Source organism: Roseiconus nitratireducens (assembly GCF_008629675.1).
GTDB lineage: Bacteria > Planctomycetota > Planctomycetia > Pirellulales > Pirellulaceae > Stieleria > Stieleria nitratireducens.
Genome location: NZ_VWOX01000006.1, coordinates 166,419 through 191,605, shown reverse-complemented (window position 1 = coordinate 191,605; position 25,187 = coordinate 166,419). Strand labels below are relative to the sequence as shown.

Here is a 25,187-nt window from a genome sequence, read left to right as displayed (position 1 = left end):
TGGTATTGCTTGACATATCGTTCTAGCAACCGCCGCACTCTAAACCGTTTCAGTTCCCCTCATTATCGCCACCGATAAAGGCAAACCGGGCGTAAGCTCGGGACGCAAAGTCATGGGTCCGTCCTCAGACGGATCGCCAGACCGCCGAAGGGACGAGATCGAGTGATCGTGCGGAGCGTCTTTTGCTACCCACTCCATTGGTTTCAGGGGAACTGACCCATGCGCCCTCCGTCTACGCTCTCCGCCGACTTTCTCCATCCGTCGGCATGGCTTCCCGCCGCTCCGAATGCTTCGGACGGTCAATCCTAGGTCGCGGTTAGGCAGCGTTCCTCGATCTTGGCAGGATTGCCAAAGAACCTGGCCGCTCCGTTCATTCGCGTCTGTTTCGCCGCGTGCCCACACGACTGCACGACGTGATTTTGGCGTTCGGTGTTTTGTGCAACGCCTGCGCGCCGGCTGTGATCAATTGAACACTGACGTTTGCCTATTTCGCCTAGATCCCACTCGGCTGTGCTGGATCAGCCCACCAGGTGGGCATTGCGGCGCACAACCGATCGAATCAGACTAGGCCGCAAAACCGGCCTAGTCTTCCTTCCTTCTCTCTGTTATTTCCCGCGTCGAGGGGCAAGTCTCCCGGGTCTGCGACGGCGTTCTCGAATGCCGGCGGAGCTCGAGATTATCCCTTTCCCGTCAACCGCATTGTGATTGACCGCATGAACGAGTTCAGGAATCATCCGGCAGGAGCCCGTCGTTCTAAATCCTCTTCCTCATTCCGGCGACGCAACAAACGCCGAATTCTTGTCGAACGACTGGAAACGCGTGCCCTGCTGAGCGCCAACCCGATCACCCCATCGATTCCTGATCGATTGGACGTTCCGGACCACCCAAGCCACGAAGACAGCGATTACCACAAGGATTCGCAGGGCAACGTCTATCACGTGCTTCCCGAACCGGTCGGCCCCAGTCAAACCAACTCCGATACCGGAAACCTGGGTGCGACGACCAGCCTGGATCAAACCTTTCAACTGCACAGCAATCCAGGCGCCGCGCAAACCATCTATCTGGACTTTGACGGCCACACGACCTCCGGAACGATTTGGAACAGTTCCTTCAACGGCGGAGCTGACATCGTCACGCCGGCCTATGGGTTCACCGGCGACGATTCTTTTGCCGATTCGGAGCTGACTCGGATTCAAGCGATCTGGCGACGCGTCGCGGAGGATTTCTTACCGTTCGACGTCAACGTGACGACGGAGGAACCATCGACGGACCGGCTGATCAAGTCCGGATCCAAGGACAACGAGTGGGGCGTGCGCGTTGTTGTCGGCGGCAGCAATTCCTGGTTCGGAGGTGGCGGCGGTGTCGCCTACGTGGGATCGTTCAACTGGAGCAGCGACAGCCCGGCGTTTGTCTTCGAGAACAATCTGGGCAACGGCAATGAAAAGTACACCGCCGAAGCGATCAGCCATGAAGCCGGCCACACGCTGGGGCTGAATCACGACGGCCGCAACTCACCTTCGGAAGAGTATTTCGCCGGCTATGGCAGCGGCGCGACCGGTTGGGCCCCGATCATGGGCAACAGCTACTACAAGTCGCTGACCCAGTGGAGCCGCGGGGAATACAACAACGCCAGCAACACGGAAGACGATCTGGCAATCATCACCACGCGAAACGGGTTTAGCTACCGTGCCGACGACCACGGCGACTCGCTCTCCGGAGCCACGTCGGTGGCCATCGGAGCGGAGGGGATCTCCGCGACTGGAATCATCGAGCGAAACGATGATTTCGACATGTTCACATTTTCAACCGCTGCCGGCGCCTTGAATCTGAACATTGATCCGACTGCCTACGGACCGAACCTGGATATCGCCGCGTCGCTGTTTGACGCTGCGGGATCTCTGATCGTTGCGTCCAATCCGATCGGCTCGATCGCAGCAAACCTGGCAGCAAATCTGGCGGCGGGCCAATACTTTGTTCAGGTGACCGGGGTCGGGCAGGGTGATCCGACTTCCGGAGGCTACAGCGACTATGGCAGTCTGGGGTCATACACACTCAGCGGTTCTATCGTTTCAGTGCTGGCCAATGACGACAGCTTCAACGCGGTGGAAGATGGTGGGACGGTCCGGGTGGACGTCTTAGCCAACGATTCCGCGGATCCGGGAGAAACGTTGACGATCAACTCGGTCAGCCAGGGATCATCCGGAGGCAGCGTCAGCATCGTCGGCGGCACTGCAATTGACTACCGACCGGCGGACAACTTCTTTGGCCAAGAAACCTTCACTTACGCAGTCACCGACGGTGGGACCGGAAACGTGGGCACGGCGACCGTGACCGTGAATGTCGCCCCGGTCAACGACGCGCCGACCGCGTCGAACGATTCGTTCAACGTGCTGACCAACAGCTCGAACAATTCGTTGAATGTCCTTGCCAATGACTCGATCGCACCGGATGCGGGTGAATCGCTGACGGTCACGTCGGTCAGCAGCGGTTCGGCGGGCGGCAGCCTGTCGATCAATGGTGGTCAGGAAATCCGCTACACCCCGGCACCGGGATTCCTGGGACAAGAGTCCTTCACCTACACGATCAACGACGGGACCGCCGGAAGCAATGACATCGCAACCGTGACGGTGACGGTTCGAGACGCGCTCCCGGGTATCGATTTTTCGTCCTACGAGATCCGTTCCTATGCCGGATCGCAAGACGCCGGTGGATCGGCAGTCGTCGAAGACGGCGGTTCGACTCTTCATCTGACCGGCAACACCTGGAAACAGATTGCTTTCGACTACGAAGTCACTGCGGACACCGTGCTGGAGTTCGACTTTCGCAGCACAGCTCAGGGCGAAGTCCATACCATTGGATTTGACGTCGACCTGGGACTCTCACCTGAGTATGGCTTCCAACTCTACGGTACTCAGTCTTGGGGAATCCGCGACTTCAACGACTATGCCGCCTCGGCACCGGAATGGAAGCGATACACAATTCCCGTCGGCCAGTTCTACACGGGCAGATTCATCACGCTGTTCTTCGGAAACGATCACGATGTTTCCAACGCCGATGGAGAGTCAGTCTTCAGCAACGTCAACATTTACGAAGCGGGCGCTGTCAACCAGCCACCGACGGCCGTGGGTGATTCGTATTCGGTCAATGAAGACAGTGGAATCACCAACCTAGATGTTCTGAGCAACGACGAAACCGAGTCTGGTGAGACGTTGACGATCGTGTCGCTGGGCAACACCTCGGCCGGCGGATCCGTTTCCATCCTCGGTGGAGCGTCAGTCAACTACCAGCCGGCAGCCAATTTCTTTGGTACGGAGACTTTCACCTACACCATCAACGACGGAACTCCGGGAAGCAATGCTACCGCCACGGTCACGATCAATGTTGCTCCGCAGAATGACGCACCCGTCGCGAACGACGACGCGTTTTCGGTCAATGAAGACAGCGGCGTCACGAATCTGGCTGTGTTGAGCAACGACACCACTGAGGCTGGCGAAACGCTGACGATCGTGTCGCTGAACGCCGTTTCGGCCGGCGGCTCGGTGTCCATTGTTGGCGGATCATCGATTGACTACCAACCGGCCGTAGATTTCTTCGGCACCGAAACGTTTACGTACACGGTCAACGATGGCACCCCAGGAAGCAATGCCACCGCGACCGTCACGATCAGTGTCGCTTCGCAGAATGACGCACCGGTCGCCACTGATGATACATTCGAAGTCAACGAAGGCAGTGGCGTCACGAATCTGGATGTTCTGAACAACGACACGACTGAGGCTGGCGAGACCTTAACCATCGTGTCGTTGGGCGCGACGTCGGCCGGCGGCTCAGTATCCATTTCTGGCGGATCGTCGATCGACTACCAACCTGCAGCAAACTTTTCAGGAACCGAAACGTTTACCTACACCGTGAACGACGGTACCCCGGGAAGCAATGCCACTGCGACGGTCACCGTCACCGTGGCTCCCAGGTTGGATAATACGCAGGGAATCAATTTTGCTGACTACTCGATTGGATCGTATGCCGGATCTCAAGACGCCGGCGGCATCGCTGCCGTGGAGGATGGCGGTTACACCCTTCATTTGACAGGGAACACCTGGAAACAGATTCGCTATTCTTACCAGGTCACGCCCGATACGATTCTGGAGTTTGACTTCCGCAGTCCGTCCGAAGGTGAAATTCATACGATCGGTTTTGATCAAGACCTGGGACTTTCCGAACAACAAGGTCTGACGCTTTACGGTACACAAGCTTGGGGAATCAGAGATTTTCGCGACTACCGGAGTTCAGCGCCGGGTTGGAAGCATTATCAAATCCCGGTCGGCCAGTATTACACCGGAGCATTTGACACCCTGTTCTTCGGAAACGATCACGACGTCTCCGGTGCTGATGGCGAATCTTTTTTCGCTAATGTTCGAGTGTACGAAGAAGGAAGCGTCAGTCAGGGGTCATCAGCCATCGATGACGCATTCGCCGTCGATGAAGACGGTGGGCCAGTCAATTTGGATGTACTTGCCAACGACCAGGCCGAACCCGGATCAACATTGAGTGTGGCGTCCGTAGGCCAGGGGTCGGCTGGTGGTTCGATTCAGATCGTCAATCAAACCTTGGTTAGCTACGAACCCGCGCCCAACTTCTTTGGGCGAGAAACGTTCACGTACTCGATCAGCGATGGCGGTGTTGAGCCGGTCGGAACCGCAACGGTCACGATTGACGTCCGCGCGACAAATGATGCACCCATTGCCCAGAATGATGCTTTCGATGTGTTGCAGAACAGTTCCGGCAATCTGATGGATGTTCTCGGCAATGACACCACGGCTCCGGATTCTGGCGAGTCGTTGACGATTTCCTCAGTGACGAACGGCTCGGCCGGAGGCTCGGTGACGATCACGAGTGATCAACAGTTGCAGTACACTCCTGCCGCAGGCTTCACCGGCAACGAGACGTTTAGCTACACCGTGAACGATGGCACGCCGGGTAGCGATGCAACCGCGGTAGTCACGGTTCAGGTGTTAGGGAACTCGCCTGGAATCGACTTCCGCCAATACGACGTTGGTTCCTACGCCGGACCTTCCCAGGATAAAGGGGGGAATGCAGAGGTTGCCGACGGTGGAGCGACGCTCCATTTGACGGGCAATACGTGGAAACAAATCGCGTTCGCGTATGAAGTCACGCCGGATACGATCTTGGAGTTCGATTTCCGCAGCACTTCAATCGGGGATATCCACACGATCGGATTAGACACGGATTCCAATTTGTCACAAAACTATGCGTTCTCAGTTTATGGAACGCAGAACTGGGGCAACCGAGATTACCGGGACTACGGTGACTCGGCACCGGATTGGAAAGCGTACCGAATTCCGATCGGGCAGTTTTACACAGGTACGTTTGGCACACTGTTCTTCGGAAACGACCACGACGTCTCGAACCCCGACGCGGAGTCTTACTTTTCCAACGTCAGAATCTTTGAGTCGGCGGCCGCTTCCGCAAGTTTGCAGCAGAGTAATGACGGCTCGTCCAGTGACGATGCGTTGATCGAGAATCCGTTCGATGTCGTCACGCGGAGGCCCGCATTTGTGCGGGCAATAGCCAACGCTTGGCCCGAAGCCGAATCTTGGAGGATTTCAGATTCAGTGCAGCCGTTCGTCTCTGGCGATCACTCGATCGACGCCTTGCATGATCGCCTGGACGAGTTCTTCGCTGAGCTCGGTGCGATGCTGCCGATGCGGCGGCCCGGCTGAGGGCCGCAGGTCTGCGTTTAACGCTTTGTGGGTGGAGTCAGCTGTCTTCGCTGATCCACTTGCGGGCTTCGTCGATCTGAGTGTGGTCAAAGTACCGGACCGTGGCCGTGGTGAACGGCTTGCAGAATACCGACATCCCTTTTTCCCACTTGCTTTCGCCGACGATCGCCAATCGTTCGATGTCGCGGAAATGCTTGACGTCGAACTTGATGTCCTCCCAGAGCGCCCCGGCTTCCCAGCCATGGAAGTCGTGCATCAGGACCAAAAAGCGAACCTTGCCAAATTGCTTGATACGCTGCTCGGTCAGAGGCACAAACTGCTCGTACGCTTCCTTGGTCAGCTTCCCCGTCAGATCGACCTCGATGATGCGGCCGTCTGCAACTTCGGTGATTTCAAACGACATACCTGCTCTCCCGTGCAAAACGTCAAATTAATGTTCACTCATCGGTCGCGATGAACTTGGGTGTCACAACTGCTACTGACGTGCCGAATTCGATCATGAATCTTAGAATCGACTGAGCACGTCGCGGGCGGCGTGTCGTTCCAACGTCGTTCCAGCTCGCGGCACCGTCGGTCAATTCCCTGATTGATGAAGGGAATTGGTGCAACGCACCACCGACCGCGGTATCGTAGCAAACCGACGGGCCGCAGTGCGTCGCGCGACGACATTCGCGATCGTGGTCTCGGGTTGGATTCACCGACCTGCGAAGGTCCGCCATTGGTTCCATGCTAACGGTGGACCGACGTGCAGAACGTTGCATCCTTGCCCGAAGTTTTACAGGTCCCGAGGAAATCGGCGCCGCTCCATACCGCACGCTATGCGTCGGATCTGGCACATTTCTCTTTCCGATGTCGGTGATTCGAGTCTTAGCATGATCACTTTAAAAAGCATCCGCGGCAGACGCCCGCTGAGCCTGGCAGTCTGTGCCGTTCTCGCCGTCTCGACGGCGATTGTGACCGCCGATGACCGGACGCCGGACACGTTTCCGGGGAAGAAAAGCGTATGGCACGGTTTCCAGCGATACGATTTTGAAGTGAACGGAAAGGCGGCCGTGGTGGTCACTCCGGATCAACCGGCTCCCGGGAACCCCTGGGTTTGGCACGGCGAATTCTTTGGGCACAAGCCTGAACCGGACATCGCGTTGCTCAAGCGCGGGTTCCATGTGGTGTATCTCAGTGTTCCCGACATGTTGGGGTCGCCGAAGGCCGTCGAATATTGGAACGGATTCTACGATGAGCTGACCGGCAAATACGGCCTGGCAAAGAAGGCAGCCCTGGTGGGGCTCAGCCGCGGCGGTTTGTATTGCTATAACTGGGCGATCGCCAATCCAGGGAACGTCGCTTGCATCTACGCGGACGCTCCCGTTTGCGATTTCAAGAGCTGGCCCGGCGGACGCGGCACCGGCAAGGGAAGCCCCAGAGACTGGGAGCTGGTCCTCAAAGAATACGGATTTCACGATGACGCTGAAGCGATTGCGTATCGAAAGAATCCGGTCGACATGCTGGCGCCACTTGCACGACAGAGAGTTCCGCTGTTGCACGTCTACGGAGACTCCGACGAAGTGGTCCCCTGGGAAGAGAACACCGGAATTGTTGCCGAGCGCTATCGTGAACTGGGCGGGTCGATTGAACTGATTTCCAAATCGGGTGTCGGCCACCATCCACACGGACTGGAAGATCCCACGCCCATTGTCGAGTTCATTTTCAGGCACGCGTCAAAGCCGTAACGACGCCGAATGCGTGGCCGTTGTGAAAACGTCCGGACCTTTGGCGGGATCTGTTTTTTCCGAACGTCAGGGAGGAAAAAAGACGGCCAGCCAGACCGTCGGTTCCGTCTCACTGGTCCACCCCACGCGGTGCTTGCGGTGGCGGGGAATCAGGACGTGATCTCCCGGCTCAAGCCGTATTTCCTCGCTGGGATCTTCGAACCGAAGCAGCGCCCGGCCGGCAATCACCAAGACCCACTCATCTTCGACTTGATCGTACCACTCGTCGGGCGGTGTCGTGTGACCGCTCGAAACGATCCGTTCGATGCGAACGTGTCGGTTCTGGGCGAGGACCGTGACAAGTTCCGAGGCCAAATCACGAGGCAGATTCTTCAGCACGTTTCCTGTATCCAGCGAAGACTTCATCGCTTGATCAGACGCTCCCTGGCGTCGCCGAAGGTCCTGTGATAGCGTCGCATTTTAACGCACGGTAGCGTTTTGCTTTGGCAGCGGAATCCGTCCCTTGCGCTCAGTTCAAACTCCAAGATGCGAATCCTGTTTTTGCACGGCTGGCATTCGATTGTGGGTGGTGTCAAGCCAACTTACCTGATCGATCATGGGCATCAAGTAACGAATCCGGCATTGGATGACGATGACTTCTCGCTGGCGGTCCAGTCTGCCCAAGAAGCCTACAGCCATTCGCGGCCGGAAGTGATCGTCGGTTCTTCCCGCGGCGGCTCGGTCGCGATGAACATGGAGTCGTCGGACACACCTCTAGTCCTGCTCTGCCCGGCGTGGAAAAACTGGGGACCTGCCAGGCGGGTGAAATCCACGACGGTGATCCTGCATTCGCGTCGCGATGACGTGATCCCGTTTGAAGATTCGGTCGAACTCATCACGGCCAGCGGCCTGCCCCAGGAATCACTAATCGAAGTCGGGACCGATCATCGACTTGCCGAGCCCGAGCCGCTCGCGGCCATGCTGGCCGCATGCGAAGCTTGGGACAAACCGTCTGGATTTTGATCCGGGACACGAATGTCACAGCGGCGACCTGTTTGCCATCCAACTCCCAGCGGACCGTCAATCATTTAAGTTGCCATTCGGTGGTGTCCGGAGCAGCCCCATTGCGATTGACCTCAATGACCGATCGCACCAGTTGAATTGGCAGTTGAACCAGGCCGACCACGATCAGAATGATGTAGGACGTTAGTAGGACGTTCTGCGGTGTCAGCGAATCAATCCAGACTCCGTGAGAAACCGCCACGCTCACGCCGATCAGACACAGCAACGCTTTGAATTCCGTGGGACCAAACCGGGCCAGAGTGAATTCACCTACTAACTTGGCTTTGATGTTGGTCAGGACTGCGACCGCGAATAGGCAGACCACCGCAACGATGGCCAAATCCAATCGTGCACAGGCGACGCCGATTCCGATCAGATAGTACGCGAATGAAAGCGGGTCGGTGAAGTGATCCAATAGCTCGCCCCCATTTCGACATTGCCCCGTCTGGCGTGCGTGCGTTCCGTCGACGCAGTCGGCCAGATGGTTCCCGGCGATTCCAGCCGCCCCCAACAGACCGCCCCACCAAAACGACGTCGAAAACGCCAGCCCGACCGCACCGATGATCGCCGAGAGATGGCCAATCAAGACGATTCCCTCAGGCGGAAACCAGGTCGGGATATGGAGGTGAGGATACATTGCTTTCAGACGCGGTCCGACAAACGGATCTAGCACGCTGTGGGAGATACGCTGCGACATCGATTCGATCCCTGAATGGGTATCTGGGGTTGGGGCATCAAGTTCAACGAATGGACTAACTGGGCTTCCGATTGGGCGGAGTTCTCGAGAACGCTCCCTCGGCGGCGAATTTCCGCTGGTTCCGGCGTTGGCCGCCGCACACTCCTCCGCTGCCCACGACGAAAGAGCCTGGGGCGGACCACACGCAGCGCTCAATTTCGGCTGGATTCAGAATGCTGAAGTCCGAGGGAACTTCGCAAAGGTGTTCAGGACGCCCGTGATGTGAATCATCGCCGGACAAGGCGACCGTTGTTTGGCACCGGTCTTGACGCCGCGCGCGCGCCTTGCCACCCTCGATCGTCCAGTCCCCTCGGCCGCCGATTTGCGACCCCAGACCTCCAGTTCGGTTACCAGATGAGCGGTTCATCGTCGCTTCACAAAATGAAGGTCGGCATGGCCGTCTTGATCGGCACCTGCGTGGTGGCCGTGGTCGGCTATGTGCTCGCCGGCTGGACGCTTCTGGACGCGATTTACATGGTCGCAATCACCATCTTTGGTGTGGGTTACGGTGAGGTCCGTCCGGTCACCGATCCGGGGCTGAAACTGTTTACCCTCGGCGTGGTCGTGACCGGATGCAGCTCGGGTATTTACGTCCTGGGCGGTTTTGTGCAGATGATTGCCGAGGGTGAAATTCAACGAGCGTTGGGAGCGAGACGGATGAGTCGTGGCATTGAGCAATTGACCGATCACGCCATCATCTGCGGCTACGGACGTGTGGGCCGGAGCCTGGTGGCTGAACTGCAGCACTCGGGGGTCAGCTTCGTTGTCGTCGATCGCAATACGGAGCGATTGGCCGAGGCGGAGCGTGACGGGATCCTGGTGGTTTCCGGCGACGCTTCTGAAGAGGGAACGTTGGAGAAAGCGGGCATCCAGCGGGCGTCGGTGCTGGCCTCGGTTCTTCCCGGCGACGCGGAGAATGTGTTTGTCACATTGACCGCCCGCGAGCTGAACAGCACGATCCAGATCATTGCTCGTGGCGAGTCGGAAGCCACGGAACGAAAGCTCCTTCGCAGTGGTGCCAATCGTGTCGTCTTGCCGACGATGATCGGCGCATCCAAAATTGCTCATCTGATCGCGTGTCCCACCGTCGAATCACTTGTTTCCGACGCTCGAGTGTTTTCCCGACTGAATCAAGATTTGGAGACCTTCGCGTTGGGAATGATCGAGATTCCGATTCGAGCTGACTCGGTACTCGTCGGCGGCACGATCCGCGACATCGAATTGACTGGCGACGGAGGGAATGTGGTTGTCGCAGTGAAACGCGAAAGCGGTGAAGTCGTTCGCAATCCCAAGATGGACGACGTCATCCAGGCAAACGACAAGTTAATTGTCCTGGCCCACAAAGAAGATCTGCCGACGGTCACGCGGCGGGCTTCACAGAAAAGCGAGCAAATGATTTATCGTGGAGCGAAATACTCCGGCTGAACAGAGTGCATTCTTCGCGTCCGGTGAACTGCGGGACGGAGAGACGCGAGCGAGATTGCGCTACGAATTCGATTGGATGACTGTCGCCGTGAACCCCTGTCCTTGAGCAACGGATCCAGGATCGAAATGCGATCGGCGGGCCATTCCAATGGCAAGTGCGGTGTCATCGGATTCCATTGCAATGCTCGTCAGCCGACCCACCACCTTTTCGCCCGCTGAGACTTCGCTACCGGGTTCTGGCACCGTCCCCTCCGTACGCCAGCAGACGAGTTGTTTCTGCACCTGCCCCAAGGCGTCCAGACGCGCGACGGTCTCTTGTCCCAGGTAGCAGCCCTTCACGAATGAAATCGCCGATTCATTCCGCGCCGCTTCCTGGGGAAGGTTCCGGTCGGAAAGGTCGACGCCGTACCAGGGAAACCCGGCGACGACACGGTTGTGATGAAACGAAGCATCGTCTCCACAGGCAACGGTCAGATGTGCCAGCTCACGCTCGATCACATCCGCCGATTCGGCTAACAGCAACATAGTGCCGGGGCCTAACCAATCGACATCAAGTGCCTGCGCGCCGCGTTCTTCCCAGTCCATCGACGAAAACTCCGCTTGCGCGGCCGCCGGCGAGACGACGTATGCCGTGAACAGGTCTGACCGATCAACCGCGACCGCATCTTCTCGGATTGTATAACGATCCGCGTGCGCGGCGATCATGCTGGCCTGTCCCGGAGCGCCGACCATCCGGAAGCCCTCGGCGGTTCGAAAAGCGTAGACGTGCGCTAGCGTCCGGCCGCGAACGTCCGTGATGAACGTTTCACAGCCGACCCCCTCGGCAAGTGACTTGACCTCGTTGGTGGTCAGGTTGTGCAAAATCGCACCGGCGTCTGCTCCGACCAGATCCAAGACCGTGACCGAGGACAAGCGATGAATCAACGACATGTCGGATCCAATGAATGAAGAATTCGCGTCAAGGCTTTTGTAGCCACCGTCACCAGACGGTGGAAACGCGACATTCTCAATATTTTGACGAGCCTCGCTACCGCCATCGACGGGTCACGACCAAACGCAACTCAATCCAACACCGCGCTTTGACACGGAATGCTCATTGAGTGTGGGATGCAAATGCCCGTCGTCGCTTCGCGGTGGAGCAGTTTCTTTCTCCACGCTCGCGAGCGTCGCCTTCCTAAAGCGGTGGTGCGGCGCAGCGTCTCGCGCGAACGCCGTCACCCTTCAAATCCGACAAATTCAGGTGACGTCCTTGAGCATGTATTCCTGCTCTCGCTTGATATCACTGCCGTCGGGCGTGGCGTCGTTTTCCATGTCGAACCATTCTTCCTTGTACTGCAAGTAACCGCCCTTGCCCGCCGCCGCATTTCGCAGCGCGACATTGGCACCCAAGGCGATCACGGCATCGCCCATCGCCACCTCGGGGTAGCAACGCGGCCGGTTCTCGCCATCGGGATTTCGGATGCAGTACGCCCAGTGCTCGATCTCTTCCCGGTAACCGCGGCTGACCGGCCCGGAGTCGGCGGCCTGCGCGACGGGTGCGGAGAAGTCTCCGCTGGCACTGGTGTCCAACGCGTAGCCGCCGTCTTCCTTTTTGACGCCCACTTTGCTGCTGGTGTCGCTGTTGCGATACAGCAAGACATCGGTCTCCTTGTCCAGAACCAGCGTTCCCTTGGTTCCCATCACGACTTCGCCCCAACCGCCGAATCCGTTGCCGTTGATCGTGCTGTACGTCACGACGACTTTCTTGTTGGGGTCTTGCTCGTATCCGGGCACGGCGCCATCGGGATAGTTTTCCACGCGATCGTAGTACCCGACATCGAAGGTTTCCGGGTATTCCGGGCCGGGGAACTCGAACGTGCAATAGATGTGATCGCCGACGCCGCGATCCATCGGCATGATGTGCCGGCCACCGACCGCGTGAACGCTCAGCGGATGCACTTTTTTGCCATCGCTACGCAGCGACGACAGGAAAATGCTGACCGCATCCAACTGGTGGCTTCCCAGTTCAGCCATCAATCCGGCTCCGGTGCGTTGGAACAATCGCCAGCGGTGCAATTCCTCTTCCGCCGTGAACATCTTTTCGCCGATCGCGAAGTCCTCATAGCCGTGTTTCTTCGGATCGATGAACTGGTCGGCGTCCCACGCTTCCCACTGCGCGACTTCGGCTTGCAGTCGCTCGATGTCGGCCGGAGAAGTCGCTTCGGCAAGCTTGTTGCGTCGGTATTCCAGATCGCGGGCGATGCGGTCAAACGTTCCGCCGCCAGCCTTCTTTTCGCCCCCGGGGATCGGCATCGACCAGCTGTCCGCGCCCGGCAGGTTGCCACGGTGCCATTGGGCCCGAATGTGGTGAAGCTGTCCCAGTAGTCCCCAGCGGATCAGGTTGACCGCGTTCTCGTACTTCACGTTGTAGTGACGTTGGTGACCGGTCGCCAAGTGCAGCGGGTTGCCCTGCTTGTCCTTTCCTTCGCCGGCCATCCGGCCCATCACCTTGCACTGCGCGACGTTGTGGGCCATCAGCTTTTCGGTCAGCACGTGCAGTCCTCGCTGCATCGCCAGTGCCGCAACGGGAGCGTGCAGCCACAACGGCAAAGCAATGATCACCGCTTCGATGTCCAGGTCCTTGTCATCGAGCAGCCCCATGATGCCGCCGTTTTCACTGTTGTAGACCTTGACGTTCTTGCGGGCTTCCGATTCGTCTTTGTATCCCGCCACGCGCAACAGGCCGGGTCGCCGGATCAACGCCGAAGGGCTGCTGCAGTCGCCGTGAAACGCACGATGCAGGCTGAACGGACGAATGTCGCAGATCGCTTTGACGTCGACGTAGTTCGGATTGCAGCCACCGATCAGGACGTTGCCTTCGTCGCCCGTCCCGATCACGGCGATACGGACCGGATCATTGACTTTGCCGTAGCCAAAGTAGGCCGCTCCCAGTCCTGCCCCGCTAACCGCTCCGGTCGCCACAATGCCGCGTAGGAAATCGCGTCGGTTGACGTCGTAATAGCTGGTGACGGCGTTGTAATAATTGTCCTTTCCGACTTCACGCTCGTCGCTGGAAAGTTTATCGACCATGGGAGGCACCTCGTTACAGATTGGATGTTTTGCTATTTGGTGACGCGGTCGAACCGCCGATCACCCGTCGTTGAAAATTGGAAAGTGGCCACCGCCTTTTCCGGCGCCCGGCCCGGCGGTCGAAGCTGTGATTCGAATCAAACTAAATCGCGTCCGCTCGGTCGGCTTCCGACTTGCGAACTAACAGGTGGAGGAAAAAGTCCAGTCCGGCAAAACGCCCCGCCCCGGTGCTGGCGAGCACCAAACACGCCATGCACTCGATCAGCTGGTAGTAGCTGCTGGTCGGTCCCGTCCCCGGGGGGAACTGGCCCAAGAATACTGAACCGAGAAACCCCGCCGCGGCTAACGCGGCAACCGGGGTAAACAGCCCCAAAATCAGGCACCATCCGATGGTCATATCGAAATAGGGAACGATCCGGTTCATGACGCTGGTGTCGATCATCGCCGATCGCGGCCGACGCAACCGGAAAGGCGGCGAAGCGGCCCGTTGATTCGGCGCTGCGAGCGAATTGATCGTCCCCTCGTAGCCACTCCACAGCTGGTCGATTTCGGCCAGCAGCGGTCTGATCTTCGCCTGGTTCTCCTTCTGGACCGTCTCGATCTGGCCCGCCAGACTTTCGACACCCGTCCGTGCGTCGTCCTCTTTCAGCGTTTCCAACCGCTTTCGACCCAAGTCGTACTCTTCCAGGTCGTTGGCGTAGTCCTGCAAAAGCAGATTCAAATTGGTAATCAACTTTTCCAGGGCCGCAGCGGCCTGCTTCTTTTCTCGCTCGCCAAAACTGTAGTATTCCGCGGCGCGATCTCGGTACTGACCCAGCCACCACTTGGTGTATTCCGGATCCCGACGAACCGCACCGTCGTGATCCCAAACGAGCGCATGGTACTGGTCGGCAAACGGACCTTTCGCATTTGCGAAAAAGGGTGCCGCATCCCAATCACCTTGCTGGTACTTGGACGTGCCTTCGCTGTGAAAGTGCCATCCGATCGAGATTCGCAGCAAAACGAGCATTGTGATCGCGATGATGCCCAGAATACGGGGCGAGATCCCCCAGCCAACAGCCAGTCGGAGTGGGGTGAGCAAGATATGTCGCACGAAACGGAAGGCTCCGTATGAGAGAGTTGGGGCGGGGGGGAATGAGGAGGATCGCGGGCCGCATCAATGCCACCAAGCGAATCAAATCAGCCATGCTGACGGCCGCATTATGGCCCAATATCTCCCACACGCCAAGCAGAACGAGCCCCAGTTCCCCGAGCTTCCATCGTCAGAAAACGCGTCTCGATCCGTCCCAATCCGAACCCTGAAACCGAGACCCACCGATTTCTTGAATTCCGCCCGTCTTCCTACGAAGCCAACCGGGTTCCGGTTCGCGACTTCGTCGTCAAACAAGCTGACAATGCGGGGTGGGCGTTGTCGCATGATCGACCGCGGATTGGCCATTTTCCGTGCGGTCGCGACGCTCTCCGGAGCACGGGGGTTGCCTTGCAGCGACCGACGGCCAACGGTGGGCCATGATCAGGAATCACGTTTTACCGGCGTTCCCCAGCGAAAGTGTCGGTGTCCAACTAGTCGGCCAATCGAGAACGCGTTACACTCTCGGGCCGATTTGTCCGACGCGAAACGTTGGACAAAGGTTGCTAAGCTGGACTTGCCGAACGCGACGTGCCGGACGGTGGCGACCCTTGCGACTGCGAATCGTGAACCTGGTCAGGACTTAATTGTAGCAGCCATAAGCGGTGTAGCTTTGTGCGAGGGTCGCCTCCGGCCGGCACGTTGCTGGTCCCCAATCTTCCGAGCCGGTCTCTGCCAGGCTCGACCCAATGTGGCGATTTCACGCTGCCTTGGCCGCCGCATCAAGGAGGCTCCCAGCGCGTTCCGTCGGTAATCCCCGAGTTCGGACCGACGTCCCGCGTTGGCTCCATGGCGGCGACGCGACTTTGCCGTCCACAGAAAGCCTCTCCAGGTTCCGGTGAGCACGAAAAAACCCCGGAACTGCAACGGCAATTCCAGGGCGTCGTGATCGTCGAATGTCAATCAAGCTTGGCCGAGTCGATCAGTTGGCCGCCAATTTGGATTCGGTCACGAATGGGTTCGTGCGAACTTCGCCCAACTGCACCGGGACGCGCGCGGCGGAATGGCTGACGCAAGGGTTGCAGGGAGCCGCTGCCGGAGTTTCAAACTCGCTTTCGGGCAGATAGAAGTCGGTCGCCAGGCGTCCTTTGTAGGTTTCCGGAGCCGAAACCATCGGCGGGGCTGCGAACGGGCTCAGCCCATAAGGCCGAGCATGGCGGGCACCGTAGTACACCGGCGGATTCAGTGCGAAGTACGGCGGGGTGCCGAGTGAGGCGCCATATTGCGCGCCATAGGGCTGGTAGAAACCGAACGGGTAGAACGGGTAGCCCATCGGTTGGTCCGCTGATGCATTTTGGGTGCAGCCGATAGCGACCGCCGCGATCGCGGCCGCAGCAAGAACGATGCGTTTCATGGTGAACAAACTCGGTGAAGTCGGTACGGATGTTTTGAGAGATTTCCCCCACACCAGCTTCACGCTAGTCACGTGTTCGCCCCGTGCAACCGCTACCAACGTCGAAATGGGCGAATGCCCTAAAGTAGGTGCGGGTTGTGCAGGCGGCCCCTCCGACGGCAAAGATCCGGCTTCCCCATGGATTCTGATCTCACGCCGCCGATTCCTGACGTAGAGGCCCAAAGGCGGCAAAACGCCTTGCCCCCCGGCAGGTGCTCTGTCCCCGGCAGGTGCTCTGTCCCCGGCAGGTGCTCTGTCCCCGGGTAGGTGCTGTCCCCGGGTAGGTGCTGTCCCCGGGTAGGTGCTGTCCCCGGGTAGGTGCTGTCCCCGGGTAGGTGCTGCGGGGGCGGTTGCAATCGCTTGTGCCGGCGGGCAGGGGCAACGCCCCGACTTTTGCCCAGCCCAGCCCAACGGGCTGGGGGCCAAAACGCAAACGAGAACGCCAGGGCCAGCGGCCCGGCCGTTTGTCCTCGGTGTGCGCTCGATGGAGAATACGCTAGATGTAGAACATCACCGCTTCGCTGGGCGAACATTTCGAAGCAATGTCCGCCAGCGTCGTCTCGGCGAGCACGTCACGCGACGCCTGCACGGCTGCACCCCAGACCTCATGGAGCTGGCCGTTGGCGACCGTCTCGTTGGATTCCGTCTGGCAGCTCGATTCGGAGCACCCCACCGCGTCGGCAATTTCCAGCAGCGTCAGCTGTGCCGGATCGACCGCCAGCCGGTACCCGCCCTGGCTGCCTCGAACACTGCGGACCCATCCCTTGCCCCGCAAAGTCCGCAAGATCTGAACCAAAAAAGGTGCGGGAATCCCATGCAGTTCGCTGATCTCGCGAACGGCAACCGGCGCAGGCTTGCCTTGCCGCAGCGCAAGTTCGATGAGCGCCAGCGAAGCGTAATGCAGTCGAGCTGAAATCATCGTCCGGTGTCACTCCTAATCGTGAAGTCCGCACTCGGTCTTCTGAAATCCACTCCACCGCCCCGCCCGTTCGTCTTCACCGGCCAACACCGCCCGTGTGCACGGCCAGCAGCCAACGCTGGGGTACCCGCGGTCATGTAGCGGGTTGTACGGGATGTCTTCCTTGGTGATCAGCGACCAAACATCCTTCTTTGTCCAGTTCGCCAACGGGCTGACTTTGACCAACTGGAACTTGTGGTCCCATCCGACGATCGGCGCCTTGGCACGATCGGGGCTTTGGTCACGTCGGATCGCGCTCGCCCAGGCGTACAGCCCGCGCGCCGCCCGGTGCAACACCTTCAACTTCCGATCGAAGCAGCATTGATTCGGATTGGATTTGTACACCGGTCCGCCGTTGGCAGCTTCGTACTGCTCCACCGTCAACTCCGGATACTTGTATTCGACTTCGATCCCGTAGCGTTCTTTGACCCGCTCGCGAAGGTCGTGCGTTTCCTGAAACTGATACCCGGTTTCCAAATTGAAAATCGGCGTTTCCGGCGCGATCTCACTCAACATGTGAATGATCGTCATTCCCTCGGGGCCGAACGCGGTCGCCATGGAAAAACGGGGGGCGAATCGCTCCACCGCCCAGCGAAGAATCTCTTGCGGCGTCGCCTCCTCCAGCCGCTCGCTTTGATGGGCCAACTCGGCCAGCAATTCCTCGGTCGGCTCCAAGGGCGGATCCGCCGCCAGGGCCCCCTGCGGACCGTCATCGGTCGCGTCGGCGGTGGCCAACGGCAGCGAGATCTTTTCGGCGGGGCGTGTGGCCGGTTGCGATGTCATGTTGATCAGACAGCGGGATGATTCGGGGATCTGGTCGGGAAAAACGGGGCCGCTTGGTACCAGCGGAACCAAATCATAGAAACATGATCCAAATAGTCAACTATAGTATCGGGTGCGGGACGATAGGAGTTGAGCGGATTATTTGATCGCGTCCGGCCGCACCGCCCCGAAATACCCGCGCCGGTGGTTTCGACCAGCTTCACGCCCGCAGCAGGGGGCGAGTTTGACGCCCTGTCGAGCCTCGCGCGGTAGAATATCGCCTCATGACCAAACACCCAGGCGCACCCCGTCCTGCCACGAAGCCGGCCTTCTGGCCGACACCTTCCCCGCGAAGAATTTCGATGTCTGAACCATTGCTCCGCCGTCTTGCAAACGAAGGCCCCCGACAACTCCGGACGGCTTTTCGTGTCGGATGTGCCTTGGGCATTTCGCTGGCCGGGGCGGCGGTGGCGGTGCACGCCGACACGGTCGAACTCCGCTCTGGCGTTTCGGGTGCCGAGATCGACGGCGAAATCGTCCGCCGCGTGGACGAAGGACGCCCTCCCCACCTGGTCCTGCAGGTTGATTCCGATCTCCGCATCGCCGTTCCTCAGACACGGGTCCGCAAGTCGATAGCGGACGAGGAATTGGAAAAATACCGCGCCGCCGCACTGGCCGCGGACGACGATGCCGAGGCCCACTATCAACTTGCCAGGGCCTGCAAGAAGAACGGGTTGGACGGCCAATGTGACTATCACTTTCGACGCGCCATCGAATTGGATCCGGATCACGGTCCGGCGCGGGCCGCGCTGGGCTATGTCCGCAACGGCAACGACTGGATTCTGTACGCCGACCAACAACGCAAACGGGGAATGATCCGGGTTGCCGGCCGTTGGACGGTCCCGGAAGCTCACCTGCGTGAAGAACGCCAGGAACAGATCGAAGTCCAGGCAAAGCAATGGGTGCGGGATTTTGCTCGACTGCGCACGACGGTCCTCAAAGGCGGCAAAGCGGCGCCCGACGCTTTGGCGGAGATCAAAGCCATCGACGATCCCACGGCCTCCACGGCGTTTGCCGAAGCCTTGCTGGACTCTCGTGGCGGTCCCGACTCCCAGTCGATGCGAATGACCTACGTGGAAAAACTAGGTTCATTCCGCACGTCGGTCGCGCTGCAGGCGTTGGTCAAAGCCGGCCTGGAGGAGCCCGATGCCGCCATCCGCGATTACGCTTTGGAGCAATTGCAAAGCTACGGAGGCGCTTCGGCCGTGGCTACGTACCTCCCCATCCTGAGTGCCGAATCGCACACGCCGGCCCAAGTCCATGCGGCCCTGCGCGCTTTGCAGCCGTTTCCGCAGCCGGCCCTCTGGCGTCAATACGTCGACGCTCTGATCACGACACACAAAACCAGGATCTCCAAAGGGCCGGGGATCCAGACCGGAATGAGCAGCCTGGGCGGCGGCGGACTGACGATGGGCGGCAAGGATGAAGTCCGAGTCGAGCAAGTGCGGAATCCGGGCGCGCTGGAGCTATTGAAAACGATCGCGCCGGGGGCCGATTTTCAGTACGACCAGAACGCGTGGCGCCAGTATTTCGCCGCCCAATTGATGCAGTCCCCCGGAGACCTGCGTCGAGATCCCTGAACATTGCATCGGCAGATCTCAGGCGTGAACACCCGCGTTGTGGGTGTCCACGCGAGACTGGAGGCTTCTGTGACGGCTACTGCACGCGTTCGATCACGTAGCGGTGCGGAATCGGTTGAGCCGCCTGGTAGATCTCGGCCAATTCGTCATCGGCCTGTTTCTCCAACTCTACCAACCGCTCTTCAAAGCCTTCCATTTTCTTTTGGTCGGCTTCGTACTTGGCAGCCAGTTTTTCCTCGGTCGGCGGATCGGTCGCTTCTTCGACGGAGCGACGCAGCCGAGCAAGGTTTCGCGGCGTGTACCAGTGATCGCGCAACTGACGAATCGTGGATTCGTTGCGTTGTTTGTTCATCGCGACCACCTTGGCTGCCTGGACCGATTGCGGCGTGGAGGGATACCGTTGCAGTTCCACGTGCGAGGCCAGCTGGGCATTGGAAAATGTCGTTACCTCGACGTCGTCGATCGACAGTTTGTATTTTCCCTGCGGCAATCCGTGGACTTGCAATCCCTCGCGGCTGAAGCGGTGGTCGAGTTTCAGCATCTTTGCGGCGACCTCGGTCTCGGGCGGTGTGACCCAGGGAAGCGACTCAGCATGAAAGGTGAATTCGATTCGTTGGTCATCGCTGACCAGATCAGATACCTTGCCGCCGGCAGCCCGAGCTTTGCGGTCTCCTTTGGGCGTTTGCACAATCACGATGTTGGAGACGCCGCCTTGCATCCCCAGGTTTTCCAACCAGGCGTGCGCCATGATCAACTGGCCCGCGGCCCCGGGATGGATGGCGTCTTGGATAAAGGTGAACTCGGGATCCTCAAGCCGTGCCTGCCGTGTCAGTTGATTCAGCGGGCTGAACATGTCGATCGACCGCATTCCACGGCGATCGGCTTCGCCGCGAAGCCAGGTTCCGAAATAGGCCAGTACGGCGTTGTATTGTTGCAGCGTTGATTCGTCTCGTGGACGTTTCTTTAGCATTGCTCGGGCGGCGTGAGCATCAAACATGGTCGGCGTGATCGGCGCGACAGCGGCTGGCGACTCTTGCAATCGATCCAGCAACGTGTTCATGTCAGTCTGGTAGGTGGAAAAGATCTCATGATCGAACGCCTGGTAACGTCCGTCATTCATGCCCAGCAGAATCGTCACCAGTTCGGGATCTTTGGACAACACGTCACGCTCCAGTCGCTCCAGTGCGTCCCACGCCTTGTCTCCACCGATGCCCGCGTTGTGGAAGTGCAGGGGGACATTCGGAAACCGGGTAATGAAAAAGTCCTCGATGTACTGCGTGTACAACCGCTGGTGCGTGATGCTGTCCCCCAAGAACACGATCGTGTCGCCGGCATCCAACTCTGCCGGTCCGACCTCAATGACCGGATCGTCGGCGAAGGCCGTCGAAAGTAGCAGGCCAAACAGAAGCAAAAAATGGGGAACACGTCTCATGGCAATCCATCCATCATCGGGGAAAGGGAAAGAATCGGTGGGGAAGCACGCTGGATCGGAGCACTCGCTGGACAGCGCGACTTTGGGTGAGTCGCGTGGCGCTAGCCGCGGATTTTCTCGACCCAACCGGCGGCGAGCACCTTGTCGCTCATTGCACTGCAAATCGCGGGGCTTTTGATTGAAAGTGGCGTTGTCCAGTGAGGGAGCCGATTTGTGCAGCCGACCATCTTAGTCGACCCGAAGTCGCAGTTGGCGTCAGTGCCCTGTCCCAGTCCATCGGAGCCGCCGAGCCACCGCACTCAATGGCGGATGCTGCCGGTTTCCCCTTCGCCGTAGCTTGGACGCATGCGTTTCATTGCCATCCGCAGATTTAGAAACTCCACCATCAGCGAGAACGCCATGGCGAAGTACACGTAACCCTTGCTGATGGGGGTGCCAGCGGCTTCGCTGATCAAGACCACGCCGATCAGGATCAGGAACGACAACGCCAACATTTTGACCGTGGGGTGCCGCTGGACGAACTCGCTAATCTGATTGGCAAACGCGATCATCACGCCGACGCTGATCACGACCGCAATCACCATGATCGGGATCTGCTTTGCCATCCCCACGGCGGTGATCACCGAATCGAGCGAGAAAATCACGTCCATGAAGGCGATCCGAAACAGCACGCCGCCCACCGTGACGTTGCGGCGGTTCTTTTCCGTCACCGGATCAATCCCATCGCGTGCCCCGCCGGAGTCTCCGGGAAGATTCCCGATTTCCGCCTCCCCGCCTTCACCTTCGATTTTGTGGTGAATTTCGCGCACCGCGGTCCATAACAGGAACAATCCGCCGACGAGCAAAATGATGTCCTTGCCACTGACCTCGTTCGCTTCCTCATGTTCATGGAAGTAGTCGGCAATGGCTTGCGTGGGCGCCAGATCGGAGAGATGAAACAGCGGGTCAACCAACTGCATCAGGTAGCCGATCACCAGCAACAACAGGATCCGCATGCCCATCGCCAGCACCAAGCCAAAGCGGCGTGCGAAGGATCGCTTCTCCTCCGGCAAACGACCGGTGATGATCGCGATGAAGACGATGTTATCGATCCCCAGGACGATTTCCATCAATGTCAGGGTCAACAAAGCCATCAAGGCGTCGCCCGTCAGGTACGAAGACAACTCTCCGATCAATGCGGGCGCCATGATGTTCATCTTTTGTTCCTCGAAAAATGGTTCCCACGCCAAAACGTTAGAGCGGCGGCGGGGCTCAAGGTTGCATCCAGGGAGAGGCCAGTCCGACCACCCCCATCAGCAACAACAGACCCAAGGTGATCCTGCGGAGTCGCCGTCGGCCAAGCCAGTTGCCGAATGTAAGTCCCAGCCAAGTGGCCAACAACAGCATCGGAATGGAGATCGCCGCCAGCACCGCCGGGGCAACGACGCGCTGCCCAAAGAACAGGTACAGCATCACTAGGGCCGGCACCAAGCTGATCAAATACATCGCAAACAGGAAGCCGCGAATTCGCCTCGCGCTCCAGTCATGTGCGGTGACCCAAAACACCATCGCTGGGCCGCCCATTCCTACCAAGCCCTGCAAAAAACCCGAAGTGGGAAACGCCAACCACGCCCACACCGGTGACAACCTGGTTCGCGGGGTCGGGTTGTAGAGAATCGTTGCCAACGTGACACCCAGGACGACCACCCCGACGAACTGCCGAATGCGGACGATCGGAAACGCTTGCTCGATCGCCATCAGCACCAGCACACCCACGGGAAAGAATGCCAGCCTGCCGATCCCCGGCCACAACAAACTGCGGAAATCAATCGAATCCCGCAGTGAGTAGACACCGAACACGTTTTGCGGAACGGTCGCGACCAACAGGGCCGCGCTTGCCTCGGGGATCGTGTACCCCATCCACAACAACGCCGGGACTGTCAGCAAGCCCGCCGCGAAACCGGCTGCCGACTGGACGAAAATTCCCAGCGACAGAACCAGACCGATGCTCAACCAATCGGCCATCTCAGGCATCGCGAGATTCCCGGGGAGATCGAAGAACGAAGGTCAAGGATTCACGATCCAGACAACCGGAACGTCCGGCCGTCTGCCCCGACGATCGGGGACTTTCGGTGTCGCTAAGTGCCTCACGAATTCCGTCATGCCACGCGTGCATCGCGTCGCACCTGGACGGTGTGGAACTCTCCACCGGAAAAAACCAGGCCGCGTGCGTTTCGCGTCCATTGGCAACCGTTAGCGACCCGCGTCCGCCACATCGTCCAGTGCCTCCGCGGCGCTCGGAAGCGATCCCGATTCGTGCTCTTTCAGCAGTCGGTCCAGAATTCCGTTGACAAACCGCGGGCTGTTTTTGTCCCCGTAACGTTTGATCAGAACGACGGCTTCGTTGACGGCGACGCGGCCCGGGGTGTCTGAAAAAAGGATTTCGTAGGCGGCCATCCGCATCACGTTGCGATCGGTCACTGCCATCCGGCTCAGCGACCATCCCTTGGCCAGCCGCGCCAGGTGCGGGTCGACTTCATCGCGGTGCCGCAGCGTGCCGAAGAACAGGCCTTCCGAGAACGAGGTCAACGCCTTGCGACCCTGCAACCGCGACTTGATGAATCGCTTTGCCGAAACCTCGCTGCGAGTCCCGTTGATATCGGCTTCGTAAAGCAATTGCAGAACGATTTCGCGGGCGCGTCGGCGGGTGGACATTCGGGAACCGGAGACGGTTTTTCAAGCGTCTCGTCTGTTTCGGATTCGGCAGATGACAGCGGAATGATGCCGAAATGCGGGGCGACCCCGCGTCTCGGCCACGTCGCTTCCGCGCGGCGGAAGCCTTGGTCGGGATTGTAAGGGCGATCGCCTAGGGCGCCGATTACCCAACAACGCCAAATCCCCGGTGGTCGTGGCGGATCCCCCTAATCAGTCCACGAGGGCGAACACCCCGGTCATCATCATTTTTCCCCCACAGGATTCCTGCATCCCCTCCGGAATCGCACCGCAGCCGACTTTGCCAGCACGCTCCTCGGCTCGGTCCGCAACCTTGACTGCGCATCCGGTCCATTCGCCGTCGAATACGGGGCACGAGCGATCCGGCAGTCGCGCGGCAGGCCCCACTCGGACCCCACTTGCGAAACACAGGTTGACGAAGCCGGCTCGGAACGCATAATACCGACCCGTTCAAGCGAACAACGTCGCAGATCTCAGTTCCGAGACGCGGCGACCAGGCGGTCGGCTTGTCCCACCGCCGGTTCGTCAGAACGCCTCTGATTTTGATGGGGGTATAGCTCAGTTGGGAGAGCGTTGCACTGGCAGTGCAAAGGTCGTCGGTTCAAGTCCGTCTACCTCCACTATCTAAATCTTGGGGACGAGAGGGAACGTTGTCTCTTGTCGCCATCTTGGCCCGCGGCTGGTGCACGGTTGATTGGCTGCTGACGGTTCATTGCGTGCTGCGGCCGGCAAGCGGCGTTGCCCGAGTCAGAGATCCCCCAGTTGCAGTCTCAATCGGTGCAAGGTTCGGCTCTTTGCCTTCCGCACCGCGGCAGCGGACATTCCCAAATCGTCGGCGACGTCACTTGAAGGGCGTCCCAGCACCGCGGTATTCCAAAAGGCCTCCCAGGTTCGCGGCGCCACGTGCGGTCGGATTTGTTCGATCGCGCGATGGACCAATGCGGCAGTTTCGCCCGGGTCCGATGGTGGGGTTTCTTCGCTGATGTCCGGTCCAGGTTCCGGGACCGACGCAAGGTCCGCCAGGGCCGCACTGCCGCCGCGTCCGACCGTCTTTTGTCGTTCCACGTGTTTCAAGACGGCGTTGCGAGTGATCGTCCACAACCATCCTTTGAAGGTCGACCTTCTGGAAGTCGCGTCGAACGATCCGATCGAACGGTGAACGGCTAAAAAGACGTCTTGCGTCACGTCCTCCTGGGCTGCCCGTGACAACCCCGCCGCGGCGCACCAGCGACATACCAGGGGACCGTACAAATCGATCAATTCTCCCCACGCACCTGCCGACCGGTCGCGCAGCCGGAGCGCCAAGCTGATTCCGGAAGAATTTTCTTCGCTTTGCGTAAGTTGGGACATCCCACCAGTTTACCGGCTGGTGAGAGACGCGGTTTGGGCCGCCAATGCGAGAAGTGTCACAGGCCTCGATTGAAC

Annotated in this window: 19 protein-coding genes, 1 tRNA gene, 1 other RNA gene and 1 riboswitch; of the genes, 7 read left to right on the top strand and 14 right to left on the bottom strand. The window is 59.2% G+C overall.

Annotated features, from left to right (window positions below; all coding sequences use genetic code 11):
• The first annotated feature begins 69 nt into the window (after positions 1–69).
• A riboswitch (cyclic di-GMP riboswitch) is annotated at positions 70–149 on the top strand.
• A 564-nt stretch (positions 150–713) separates the two neighbouring features.
• Complete coding sequence (locus FYK55_RS12545; RefSeq protein WP_150076767.1) at positions 714–5,738, top strand: Ig-like domain-containing protein; 5,025 nt, start codon at positions 714–716, stop codon at positions 5,736–5,738.
• Positions 5,739–5,775: 37 nt separating this feature from the next.
• Here FYK55_RS12545 and FYK55_RS12540 read toward each other — a convergent pair whose 3' ends face one another.
• Complete coding sequence (locus FYK55_RS12540; protein ID WP_150076766.1) at positions 5,776–6,141, bottom strand: SpoIIAA family protein; 366 nt, start codon at positions 6,139–6,141, stop codon at positions 5,776–5,778.
• Positions 6,142–6,610: 469 nt separating this feature from the next.
• Between FYK55_RS12540 and FYK55_RS12535 the strand changes: the two genes are divergently transcribed.
• Positions 6,611–7,465 (top strand): alpha/beta fold hydrolase, encoded by an 855-nt coding sequence (locus tag FYK55_RS12535; protein ID WP_201743701.1) that lies wholly within the window; start codon positions 6,611–6,613, stop codon positions 7,463–7,465.
• Positions 7,466–7,531: 66 nt separating this feature from the next.
• On the opposite strand, the gene FYK55_RS12530 is transcribed toward FYK55_RS12535, so the two are convergent.
• Positions 7,532–7,870, bottom strand: a complete 339-nt coding sequence (locus FYK55_RS12530) for a cupin domain-containing protein (RefSeq protein WP_150076765.1) — start codon at positions 7,868–7,870, stop codon at positions 7,532–7,534.
• A gap of 120 nt (positions 7,871–7,990) precedes the next feature.
• Between FYK55_RS12530 and FYK55_RS12525 the strand changes: the two genes are divergently transcribed.
• Positions 7,991–8,467, top strand: coding sequence for an alpha/beta fold hydrolase (locus FYK55_RS12525; RefSeq protein WP_150076764.1), 477 nt, complete (start codon positions 7,991–7,993; stop codon positions 8,465–8,467).
• Positions 8,468–8,528: 61 nt separating this feature from the next.
• Here FYK55_RS12525 and FYK55_RS12520 read toward each other — a convergent pair whose 3' ends face one another.
• Positions 8,529–9,203, bottom strand: coding sequence for a CDP-alcohol phosphatidyltransferase family protein (locus tag FYK55_RS12520; protein WP_150076763.1), 675 nt, complete (start codon positions 9,201–9,203; stop codon positions 8,529–8,531).
• 432 nt (positions 9,204–9,635) lie between these two features.
• On the opposite strand from FYK55_RS12520, the gene FYK55_RS12515 reads away from it, so the two are divergent.
• Positions 9,636–10,667 (top strand): potassium channel family protein, encoded by a 1,032-nt coding sequence (locus FYK55_RS12515; RefSeq protein ID WP_161604472.1) that lies wholly within the window; start codon positions 9,636–9,638, stop codon positions 10,665–10,667.
• 60 nt (positions 10,668–10,727) lie between these two features.
• Here FYK55_RS12515 and ygfZ read toward each other — a convergent pair whose 3' ends face one another.
• From ygfZ to FYK55_RS12500, 3 genes are all read right to left on the bottom strand, one after another.
• Positions 10,728–11,597, bottom strand: a complete 870-nt coding sequence (gene ygfZ, locus FYK55_RS12510; RefSeq protein WP_235908645.1) for a CAF17-like 4Fe-4S cluster assembly/insertion protein YgfZ — start codon at positions 11,595–11,597, stop codon at positions 10,728–10,730.
• A gap of 306 nt (positions 11,598–11,903) precedes the next feature.
• Positions 11,904–13,736 carry a Gfo/Idh/MocA family protein gene (locus FYK55_RS12505; RefSeq protein ID WP_150076761.1) on the bottom strand — a complete coding sequence of 611 codons (1,833 nt, stop codon included), beginning with the start codon at positions 13,734–13,736 and terminating at the stop codon, positions 11,904–11,906.
• Positions 13,737–13,878: 142 nt separating this feature from the next.
• Positions 13,879–14,745 carry a DoxX family protein gene (locus FYK55_RS12500; protein WP_235908643.1) on the bottom strand — a complete coding sequence of 289 codons (867 nt, stop codon included), beginning with the start codon at positions 14,743–14,745 and terminating at the stop codon, positions 13,879–13,881.
• A 660-nt stretch (positions 14,746–15,405) separates the two neighbouring features.
• Here FYK55_RS12500 and ffs point away from each other — a divergent pair.
• An RNA gene (gene ffs / locus FYK55_RS12495) (signal recognition particle sRNA small type) lies at positions 15,406–15,500 on the top strand.
• A gap of 287 nt (positions 15,501–15,787) precedes the next feature.
• On the opposite strand, the gene FYK55_RS12490 is transcribed toward ffs, so the two are convergent.
• The 3 genes from FYK55_RS12490 to FYK55_RS12480 form a co-directional block, all read right to left on the bottom strand.
• Positions 15,788–16,219, bottom strand: a complete 432-nt coding sequence (locus FYK55_RS12490) for a hypothetical protein (RefSeq protein WP_150076759.1) — start codon at positions 16,217–16,219, stop codon at positions 15,788–15,790.
• A 535-nt stretch (positions 16,220–16,754) separates the two neighbouring features.
• Positions 16,755–17,177: an Rrf2 family transcriptional regulator gene (locus FYK55_RS12485; RefSeq protein ID WP_150076758.1), complete on the bottom strand. Its 423-nt coding sequence runs from the start codon at positions 17,175–17,177 to the stop codon at positions 16,755–16,757.
• Positions 17,178–17,192: 15 nt separating this feature from the next.
• Positions 17,193–17,999 (bottom strand): phosphoadenylyl-sulfate reductase, encoded by an 807-nt coding sequence (locus FYK55_RS12480; protein ID WP_150076757.1) that lies wholly within the window; start codon positions 17,997–17,999, stop codon positions 17,193–17,195.
• Between the two features lie 341 nt (positions 18,000–18,340).
• On the opposite strand from FYK55_RS12480, the gene FYK55_RS12475 reads away from it, so the two are divergent.
• On the top strand, positions 18,341–19,618 hold the full coding sequence (locus FYK55_RS12475; RefSeq protein ID WP_150076756.1) for a HEAT repeat domain-containing protein: 1,278 nt from the start codon (positions 18,341–18,343) through the stop codon (positions 19,616–19,618).
• 76 nt (positions 19,619–19,694) lie between these two features.
• Here FYK55_RS12475 and FYK55_RS12470 read toward each other — a convergent pair whose 3' ends face one another.
• The 4 genes from FYK55_RS12470 to nusB all read right to left on the bottom strand — a co-directional run bounded on the left by FYK55_RS12470 (position 19,695) and on the right by nusB (position 23,744).
• Positions 19,695–21,050 carry an SGNH/GDSL hydrolase family protein gene (locus FYK55_RS12470; protein ID WP_150076755.1) on the bottom strand — a complete coding sequence of 452 codons (1,356 nt, stop codon included), beginning with the start codon at positions 21,048–21,050 and terminating at the stop codon, positions 19,695–19,697.
• Between the two features lie 299 nt (positions 21,051–21,349).
• Positions 21,350–22,246, bottom strand: coding sequence for a TerC family protein (locus FYK55_RS12465; RefSeq protein ID WP_150076754.1), 897 nt, complete (start codon positions 22,244–22,246; stop codon positions 21,350–21,352).
• A 55-nt stretch (positions 22,247–22,301) separates the two neighbouring features.
• The gene (locus tag FYK55_RS12460) at positions 22,302–23,054 is read right to left on the bottom strand and encodes a sulfite exporter TauE/SafE family protein (protein WP_235908642.1); all 753 of its coding nucleotides are present in this window, start codon (positions 23,052–23,054) and stop codon (positions 22,302–22,304) included.
• A 228-nt stretch (positions 23,055–23,282) separates the two neighbouring features.
• Complete coding sequence (gene nusB, locus FYK55_RS12455) at positions 23,283–23,744, bottom strand: transcription antitermination factor NusB (RefSeq protein ID WP_150076752.1); 462 nt, start codon at positions 23,742–23,744, stop codon at positions 23,283–23,285.
• Positions 23,745–24,309: 565 nt separating this feature from the next.
• On the opposite strand from nusB, the gene FYK55_RS12450 reads away from it, so the two are divergent.
• Positions 24,310–24,382, top strand: a tRNA-Ala gene (locus tag FYK55_RS12450).
• Positions 24,383–24,509: 127 nt separating this feature from the next.
• Here the strand turns inward: FYK55_RS12450 and FYK55_RS12445 are convergent.
• Positions 24,510–25,112 carry an RNA polymerase sigma factor gene (locus FYK55_RS12445; protein ID WP_150076751.1) on the bottom strand — a complete coding sequence of 201 codons (603 nt, stop codon included), beginning with the start codon at positions 25,110–25,112 and terminating at the stop codon, positions 24,510–24,512.
• Between the last annotated feature and the right edge of the window lie 75 nt (positions 25,113–25,187).

Coding starts and splice junctions, on each gene's coding strand:
- FYK55_RS12460 (WP_235908642.1), bottom strand. CDS start 23,054: ATGGCCGATTGGTTGAGCATCGGTCTGGTTCTGTCGCTGGGAATTTTC.
- FYK55_RS12520 (WP_150076763.1), bottom strand. CDS start 9,203: ATGTCGCAGCGTATCTCCCACAGCGTGCTAGATCCGTTTGTCGGACCG.
- ygfZ (WP_235908645.1), bottom strand. CDS start 11,597: ATGTCGTTGATTCATCGCTTGTCCTCGGTCACGGTCTTGGATCTGGTC.
- FYK55_RS12465 (WP_150076754.1), bottom strand. CDS start 22,246: ATGAACATCATGGCGCCCGCATTGATCGGAGAGTTGTCTTCGTACCTG.
- FYK55_RS12515 (WP_161604472.1), top strand. CDS start 9,636: ATGGCCGTCTTGATCGGCACCTGCGTGGTGGCCGTGGTCGGCTATGTG.
- FYK55_RS12445 (WP_150076751.1), bottom strand. CDS start 25,112: ATGTCCCAACTTACGCAAAGCGAAGAAAATTCTTCCGGAATCAGCTTG.
- FYK55_RS12500 (WP_235908643.1), bottom strand. CDS start 14,745: ATGCTCGTTTTGCTGCGAATCTCGATCGGATGGCACTTTCACAGCGAA.
- FYK55_RS12540 (WP_150076766.1), bottom strand. CDS start 6,141: ATGTCGTTTGAAATCACCGAAGTTGCAGACGGCCGCATCATCGAGGTC.
- FYK55_RS12525 (WP_150076764.1), top strand. CDS start 7,991: ATGCGAATCCTGTTTTTGCACGGCTGGCATTCGATTGTGGGTGGTGTC.
- FYK55_RS12480 (WP_150076757.1), bottom strand. CDS start 17,999: ATGACATCGCAACCGGCCACACGCCCCGCCGAAAAGATCTCGCTGCCG.
- nusB (WP_150076752.1), bottom strand. CDS start 23,744: ATGTCCACCCGCCGACGCGCCCGCGAAATCGTTCTGCAATTGCTTTAC.
- FYK55_RS12470 (WP_150076755.1), bottom strand. CDS start 21,050: ATGAGACGTGTTCCCCATTTTTTGCTTCTGTTTGGCCTGCTACTTTCG.
- FYK55_RS12530 (WP_150076765.1), bottom strand. CDS start 7,870: ATGAAGTCTTCGCTGGATACAGGAAACGTGCTGAAGAATCTGCCTCGT.
- FYK55_RS12490 (WP_150076759.1), bottom strand. CDS start 16,219: ATGAAACGCATCGTTCTTGCTGCGGCCGCGATCGCGGCGGTCGCTATC.
- FYK55_RS12505 (WP_150076761.1), bottom strand. CDS start 13,736: ATGGTCGATAAACTTTCCAGCGACGAGCGTGAAGTCGGAAAGGACAAT.
- FYK55_RS12545 (WP_150076767.1), top strand. CDS start 714: ATGAACGAGTTCAGGAATCATCCGGCAGGAGCCCGTCGTTCTAAATCC.
- FYK55_RS12475 (WP_150076756.1), top strand. CDS start 18,341: ATGTCTGAACCATTGCTCCGCCGTCTTGCAAACGAAGGCCCCCGACAA.
- FYK55_RS12485 (WP_150076758.1), bottom strand. CDS start 17,177: ATGATTTCAGCTCGACTGCATTACGCTTCGCTGGCGCTCATCGAACTT.
- FYK55_RS12535 (WP_201743701.1), top strand. CDS start 6,611: ATGATCACTTTAAAAAGCATCCGCGGCAGACGCCCGCTGAGCCTGGCA.